This window comes from Daejeonella sp. (genome assembly GCF_049655485.1).
GTDB lineage: Bacteria > Bacteroidota > Bacteroidia > Sphingobacteriales > Sphingobacteriaceae > Daejeonella.
Genome location: NZ_JBASJU010000072.1, coordinates 1 through 6,766 on the forward strand (window position 1 = coordinate 1; position 6,766 = coordinate 6,766).

Annotated in this window: 6 protein-coding genes; all 6 read left to right on the forward strand. The window is 41.8% G+C overall.

The annotated features are described in order from the left end of the window. On the forward strand, nucleotides 1-2,466 hold a 2,466-nt coding region (gene secDF, locus WBJ10_RS03160; RefSeq protein WP_424288103.1), incomplete at its 5' end, for a protein translocase subunit SecDF. Nucleotides 2,467-2,563: 97 nt separating this feature from the next. After that, on the forward strand, nucleotides 2,564-2,998 hold the full coding sequence (locus WBJ10_RS03165; RefSeq protein ID WP_424288104.1) for a MarR family winged helix-turn-helix transcriptional regulator: 435 nt from the start codon (nucleotides 2,564-2,566) through the stop codon (nucleotides 2,996-2,998). A 156-nt stretch (nucleotides 2,999-3,154) separates the two neighbouring features. After that, a complete protein-coding gene (locus WBJ10_RS03170) occupies nucleotides 3,155-4,159 on the forward strand; it encodes an NAD(P)/FAD-dependent oxidoreductase (RefSeq protein ID WP_424288105.1) in 1,005 nt (334 codons plus the stop codon). Nucleotides 4,160-4,161: 2 nt separating this feature from the next. Next, entirely contained in the window at nucleotides 4,162-4,482 is a 321-nt protein-coding gene (locus tag WBJ10_RS03175; RefSeq protein WP_424288106.1) for a 2Fe-2S iron-sulfur cluster-binding protein, read from the forward strand. Nucleotides 4,483-4,511: 29 nt separating this feature from the next. Beyond that, nucleotides 4,512-5,819, forward strand: coding sequence for an NAD(P)/FAD-dependent oxidoreductase (locus tag WBJ10_RS03180; RefSeq protein ID WP_424288107.1), 1,308 nt, complete (start codon nucleotides 4,512-4,514; stop codon nucleotides 5,817-5,819). 122 nt (nucleotides 5,820-5,941) lie between these two features. Beyond that, nucleotides 5,942-6,766 (forward strand): hydroxymethylglutaryl-CoA lyase (locus WBJ10_RS03185; RefSeq protein WP_424288108.1); only part of this gene is annotated, 825 nt, incomplete at its 3' end.

Below are 6,766 nucleotides of genomic sequence, written 5' to 3' on the forward strand. Positions count from 1 at the left end.
ATCGACTTTCTAAGAAAATCAGCAGACGGTGCTATTGATCTTTCTTTTAATATTCTGCGGACTCGTATTGATAAATTTGGAGTCACCTCTCCAAATATTCAAAAGCAGGAGGGTACAAACAGGATTCTTATCGAACTTCCTGGCGTATCTGATCAGGACCGCGTACGTAAATTACTACAAGGTTCTGCTAAACTCGAATTCTGGGAAACTTATGATAACACTGAGATTTTCCCACTACTTCAAAATATAAACGGCATCCTGGCATCGACGAGCAAAGTTACTGATACCACAGCGACAGCGGCAGTTCAGGATACTGCAACAAGTAAACTTGCAGCATTAGGTAAAAAAGATACAACCGGTAAGGTAGATAGCACTGCTGCATTCAACAAGCTTCAGGCTGAACAGGCTAAGCTAAATCCTTTGTTTTCTGTTTTAAATCCGGCTACATTCCAGGGACCAGAAGGTCAACCTAGTCTTCGTCCGGGACCGGTAGTGGGCTATGCCGCTTTAAAAGATACAGCCAATGTAAATGCTTACCTCCAATCAGCACAAATAAAATCCATTATTCCATCAAACATGAAATTGTTTTGGGGAGTCAAACCTATCTCTCCCGATAGCAAAGTGTTTGAATTATATGCATTAAAATCAAGTGGTCTTGCTGGCGGTCCGGCTTTGGAAGGTGATGTAATTTCAGATGCACGTTCTGATTACGATCAGAGGGGAAATGCTGAAGTAGTCATGATTATGAATACCGAGGGCGCCCGTGCATGGAGAACATTAACCGCAAATGCTTCAGCTGATCCGAATAATAAAAAAAGTGTTGCAATAGTACTCGATGACCTGGTTTATTCAGCTCCGACGGTTCAGGGTGAAATTCCAAACGGGATATCATCAATTAGTGGAAACTTTAAAATAGAAGATACCCAGGATCTTGCTAACGTCCTTAAAGCTGGTAGGTTACCTGCTCCTGCAAGAATTGTCAGCGAGTATGTAGTTGGGCCTTCCCTTGGTGCTGAATCTATCTCTGCGGGATTAATATCAACTATCGCTGGTATTATCGTCATCTTATTATTCATGGCGATGTATTACAGCACCGCTGGATTAGTAGCCAATATTGCCTTATTAATAAACTTATTCTTTTTGATGGGCGTCCTTGCCTCATTGGGCGCTGTTCTAACACTTCCTGGTATTGCAGGTATAGTTCTTTCCTTAGGTATGTCTGTAGATGCGAACGTTCTTATTTATGAACGGATACGCGAAGAATTAGCAGAAGGAAAATCATTAAGGCTGGCAATTGCAGAAGGTTTTAAAAAAGCTATGCCTTCAATCCTCGATTCAAACATAACCACATTCCTTACAGGGGTGATATTGTATATTTTTGGTCAGGGGCCAATCGTAGGTTTTGCAACAACCCTTATGATCGGTATCGCAACTTCACTGTTCTCTGCTATATTTATTTCAAGATTAGTGTTTGAGTGGTTACTTGATCGTAAAAAACCTATTAAATTTTCAATTAACGCCACTCAAAATCTTTTTAAAGATTCCAAGTTCGACTTTATCACAGGTAGGAAGAAGTTTTACATCCTTTCTTCAGCTATTATCCTGGCCGGTATAATTTCAGCATTTACACAAGGCTTCAGCCTTGGAGTTGATTTCTCCGGAGGACGGTCTTACTTTGTAGCTTTTGATAAACCTGTAGATGTTGAGGATGCTCGTGCGGTTTTAATAGAGACTTTCGACACACCTGTGGAAGTGAAAACTTTTGGATCTTCCAATCAGGTTAAGATCACTACTGCCTACCTGATTAATGATAATACGTTAGCTGCTGATGAAAAAGTTAATGTCAAGCTGGTCGAGGGGTTAAAGAAAATTAGCCCGGTGTATGAAATAAAAGATTCACAAAAGGTTGGACCGACGATGGCTGATGATATAAAGACCTCAGCAATCTATGCTGTAGGATTCTCTATCCTAGTCATTTTCCTTTATATCATTATTCGTTTCAAACGAATGGCATTTGGTTTCGCGGCTATTCTTGCTCTTGTGCATGATGTGCTGGTATTACTGGCCATATTCACCATATTTAATGGATGGTTGCCATTCTCACTAGATATCGACCAGGCCTTTGTAGCAGCTATATTAACTGTTATGGGTTATTCGATCAATGATACGGTTGTGGTATTTGACCGTGTGCGTGAATATATAACACAGCATCATTCGAAAGAAGAGAATCTTCCAACCGTTATTAATAATGCTCTAAACAGCACGCTTAGCCGTACTGTAATTACGGGTATTTGTACGATGGCTGTCTTGTTAATCATCTTCATCTTTGGCGGCGAGATCTTGAGAGGTTTCTCCTTCGCGATGTTAATTGGAGTAATATTCGGTACATACTCATCCTTATTCGTAGCGACACCGTTCGTGGTGGAGTTTATTAAGGAAAAGGGTGATGAAGTTAAAAAGTCATAATCTTTCAACGATTTAGATAGAAAAGTCCCGCCACAGCGGGACTTTTTTTGTTTAATGATTTTTTATATCGATATTTGTTGTCATACTAACAATATGTATGTCAACGGAATTATTTAGCACTTATTCATATCTACTCGACAGGACCGCAAGGAGGGTCAAGCAATATGCTCAGCGAAAGTTTAATGCAGAAAACTACGACATCACTGTAGACCAGTGGATAATCATTAAAAGGCTGAATCAAAACAATGATCTCAATCAAACCCAACTTGCTGAGATAACTGGTAAAGATACCCCTACCCTTACGCGGATAATTGATCTGCTGTGTAAAAAAGGTCTAACTGAGCGAAGAGTTCAGCCAAAAGACCGGCGATGTTTTACGGTCCACTTAACTGAACTGGGAACCCAGACCGTTGAGAAATGGACCCCGAAAATGACCGAGATACGAATGAAAGCCTGGGAAAACCTTAGAGAAGACGATTATATAAACTTAAAAAGAATCCTGGACACCATTTATAACAATCTAGACGATTAGTTAAACAGTTGTCAGTTGCCCGTTGTCAGATGCCGGGCTGTTCGAAACATGAATTCGAATTTTTTAGAACGCATGTGCTTCAATTTCTGGCAATCGAGATAGCTGGCTGAATGTATCCATGCTTGATACTTAATACTACTACATGATAATTAAAAAATGATAACAACAGATATTTGCATTATTGGAGCCGGGCCTGTTGGCTTGTTCTCTGTATTTGAAGCCGGCCTTTTAAAAATGAGATGCCATTTAATTGACACTTTGCCGCAGGTTGGCGGCCAGCTGTCGGAAATATATCCCCATAAACCCATTTATGATATTCCAGGTTACCCTGAAATTAAAGCGCAGGAGCTTGTCGACAGGCTTATGGAACAAATCGCACCTTTCGATCCTGGTTTCACTCTAGGCGAGCGCGTAGAGACCCTGGTGAAACAGGAAGATGGGTCCTATCTTGTAGGCACAAGTGATGGCACCATTGTTCAGGCGCAGGTTATCGTTATTGCCGGCGGCCTGGGATGTTTTGAGCCCCGGAAGCCGGATATAGATGGCCTACTTGACTTCGAAGGAAAAGGAGTTGAATATATGGTGAAAAATCCAGAACATTTTCGAAATAAAAAGGTAATTCTAGCAGGAGGAGGTGATTCAGCACTTGACTGGACAATATTTCTGTCCGATATAGCAGAGCAGGTAACTCTTATACATCGTGGAGACACTTTCCGGGGAGCACCTGATTCGGCCGAAAAGGTACATGAACTTGCAAGCAATGGTAAGATAAACCTGGTCTTGCAATCTAACCTGCTAAGTGTTTCTGGGAATGGCAACCTTAAGGAAGTCTGTTACGTTGGCCGTGATAAAGTAAATGTTTCCTTAGAGACCGATTATCTAATCCCTCTCTTTGGATTAAGCCCTAAACTGGGCCCAATCGGAAACTGGGGATTGAATATTGATAAAACAGCAATTGAGGTAAACACATTTGATTATTCGACAAATGTAGATCGGATTTATGCGATTGGTGATATAAATACTTATCCTGGGAAATTAAAATTGATACTTTGCGGATTCCATGAGGCCGCATTAATGGTACAGAGCGCCTTCAAACATGTTTATCCCGATCAAAAATTAAGTTTTAAATACACAACCGTTTATGGTGTAAATGCTTTTTAAAAATGATTAATATAATAGTGGAGGACCGCGACGGCGAACAGCAACCGGTTGAAATTCCTGAGGAGGTTAGCCTTAGCCTTATGGAGGTATTAAAAGCAGCCGAATACAATGTGCTGGCTACTTGCGGCGGAATGGCACTTTGTGCAACTTGTCATGTTCAGATTCTGGAAGGTCTTGACCTTCTCCCTTCTCCTTCTGAAGGAGAAATGGATATGCTGGATACTTTGCCGGATGCTGGTTTCGACAGCCGCCTGGCCTGTCAGATCCGAATTAGCGAGAACCTTAACGGGATGATATTTCGTATCCGGGGGGATGAACAATAAACATTTAAGCGTTAAAATTAATTATCAGCATGGAGCAGCAGACAAGCAATTCAAGTAAATTTCCTAAAATAGTTATTGTAGGTGGGGGCTTTGGAGGAATAGAACTCACCAAGCGCTTAAAGAATAAAGAAGTAGAGGTTCTCATGCTTGACAGGCATAACTATCACACCTTTCAGCCGCTTCTATATCAGGTGGCCACTGGAGGACTTGAAGCAGACTCTATAGCATTTCCTTTGCGGAAGATCTTCAAAAACCAGAAAAATTTTACTTTCCGGGTTACGGATGTAGAAGGAGTTGACCCAGCGCGAAAAGTTGTTCTTACTTCCATTGGAGAGATTGACTACGATTATCTTGTTATTGCAACAGGTTCCGACACAAATTTCTTTGGCCAGAAAGAAATTGAACATTTTTCAATGGCGATGAAAACCATACCCGAAGCCCTGAACCTAAGGAGTATGATTTTGCAAAATCTGGAAGAGGCTTTAGTGGTAACTGATCCTGTCGAAAAGCGTTCTTTACTAAATTTTGTGGTTGTTGGCGGTGGCCCGACGGGGGTTGAACTTTCTGGATCCCTTGCTGAACTCAAAAGACATGTGCTTCCAAAAGATTATCCGGAGCTAAGTATTGAAGACATTAACGTGTATCTTATCGAGGGATCGGATGAGCTGCTTGGCGTCATGTCTGATCAGGCATCCTTGAAATCAAAAAAATTCCTGGAAGAGATGGGCGTGGAAGTTTTTACGAATCTACGGGTTGAAAAGTATGATGGCAATGTCATCAAGTTGTCGGATGGTCGTGACATACATACGAAAAATGTGCTTTGGTCCGCCGGGGTCAAGGGAGCTACTTTAGATGGCCTTCCGGCAGAAGCCATCGCCAGAGGGAATCGTATCATTGTGGATGAATTCAATCGGGTTAGCGGTCAGGATTGCATTTTTGCTATTGGTGATGTCGCAGCACAAATAACACCTGGTACACCAAATGGGCTCCCAGGAGTCGCTCCGGTAGCTATACAGCAGGGTAAGCTGCTGGCCAGCAATCTCATTCATTTGATGAATAATGAGACACCAGAGCCTTTCAAATATTTCGACAAAGGTTCGATGGCAACAGTGGGGCGCAATAAAGCAGTTGTCGACATCGGAAAAATCCGGTTTCAAGGTATATTCGCCTGGTTCGTCTGGATGTTTGTGCATCTTATGTCGCTTGTCGGGTTTAGAAATAAATTAGTGACCTTTGTTAACTGGGTATGGAGTTACTTCAGTTACGATCGCGGAACACGTTTAATCATTAGAAGGTTTAGCCGGCAATCGATGACTGAAGATCCAATGGCAAAGTAGGATCCATTCAGGTGAAAGCTGAAAACTGAAAGCTGAAAACTGAAACCCGATAATGCAATAAGTGATACCCACATCCCGGCAGATTGCCGTGCTACTTGATACGTGATACTTGATACTTTAAAATGCTTAAACTCATAGAATGTCCCCGCGATGCGATGCAGGGCCTGCACGACTATATCCCTGCTAAAATCAAAGCAGAATATATTAATCTGCTGCTTCAAGTGGGCTTTGATACGATTGATTTCGGGAGCTTTGTATCGCCGAAAGCAGTACCTCAACTCAGGGACACTGCCGAAGTTCTTGATATGCTGGATCTAAACGGTTCAAATTCCAACCTTCTCGCTATCGTGGCTAATACAAGAGGTGCGGATGAGGCTGTAAAATATGATCAGATAAACTATCTGGGTTTTCCATTTTCTATCTCAGAAACTTTTCAGCAGCGAAATACAAATTCAAGTATAGCCCAATCGCTGGATACAGTATCTGAAATTTTAAATGCATGCGACAAATCGGGGAAAAAAGCTGTAATCTATTTGTCTATGGCGTTTGGTAACCCTTATGGAGACGAGTGGAATAATGAGATTGCCGAACATTGGACGAATGAATTAGTCAAAATTGGTGTGGGAACAATTTCACTTTCTGATACAATCGGGGTTTCAACTCCTGAAAAAATACAATACCTATTTAAGCATCTTAAAACGCAGTTTCGAAAAACTGAATTAGGTGTGCATTTACATAGCACCCCGGCTTCTTCACAGGAAAAACTAGAAGCAGCCTGGGAAAGCGGTTGCAGGAGGTTCGATTCCGCGCTTAAAGGCTACGGAGGTTGTCCGATGGCAACAGATAGCCTTACTGGAAATATTGCAACAGAGGGGCTTATATCGTTCCTGGAAGAACGAAATGAACCTGCCAGACTGAATATGGAAAAATGGAATCAAGCCATGGCC

What these genes read in the sequence shown, in the direction of transcription:
- WBJ10_RS03165 (WP_424288104.1), top strand. Translation starts at nt 2,564, where the DNA reads ATGTCAACGGAATTATTTAGCACTTATTCATATCTACTCGACAGGACC.
- WBJ10_RS03170 (WP_424288105.1), top strand. Translation starts at nt 3,155, where the DNA reads ATGATAACAACAGATATTTGCATTATTGGAGCCGGGCCTGTTGGCTTG.
- WBJ10_RS03175 (WP_424288106.1), top strand. Translation starts at nt 4,162, where the DNA reads ATGATTAATATAATAGTGGAGGACCGCGACGGCGAACAGCAACCGGTT.
- WBJ10_RS03180 (WP_424288107.1), top strand. Translation starts at nt 4,512, where the DNA reads ATGGAGCAGCAGACAAGCAATTCAAGTAAATTTCCTAAAATAGTTATT.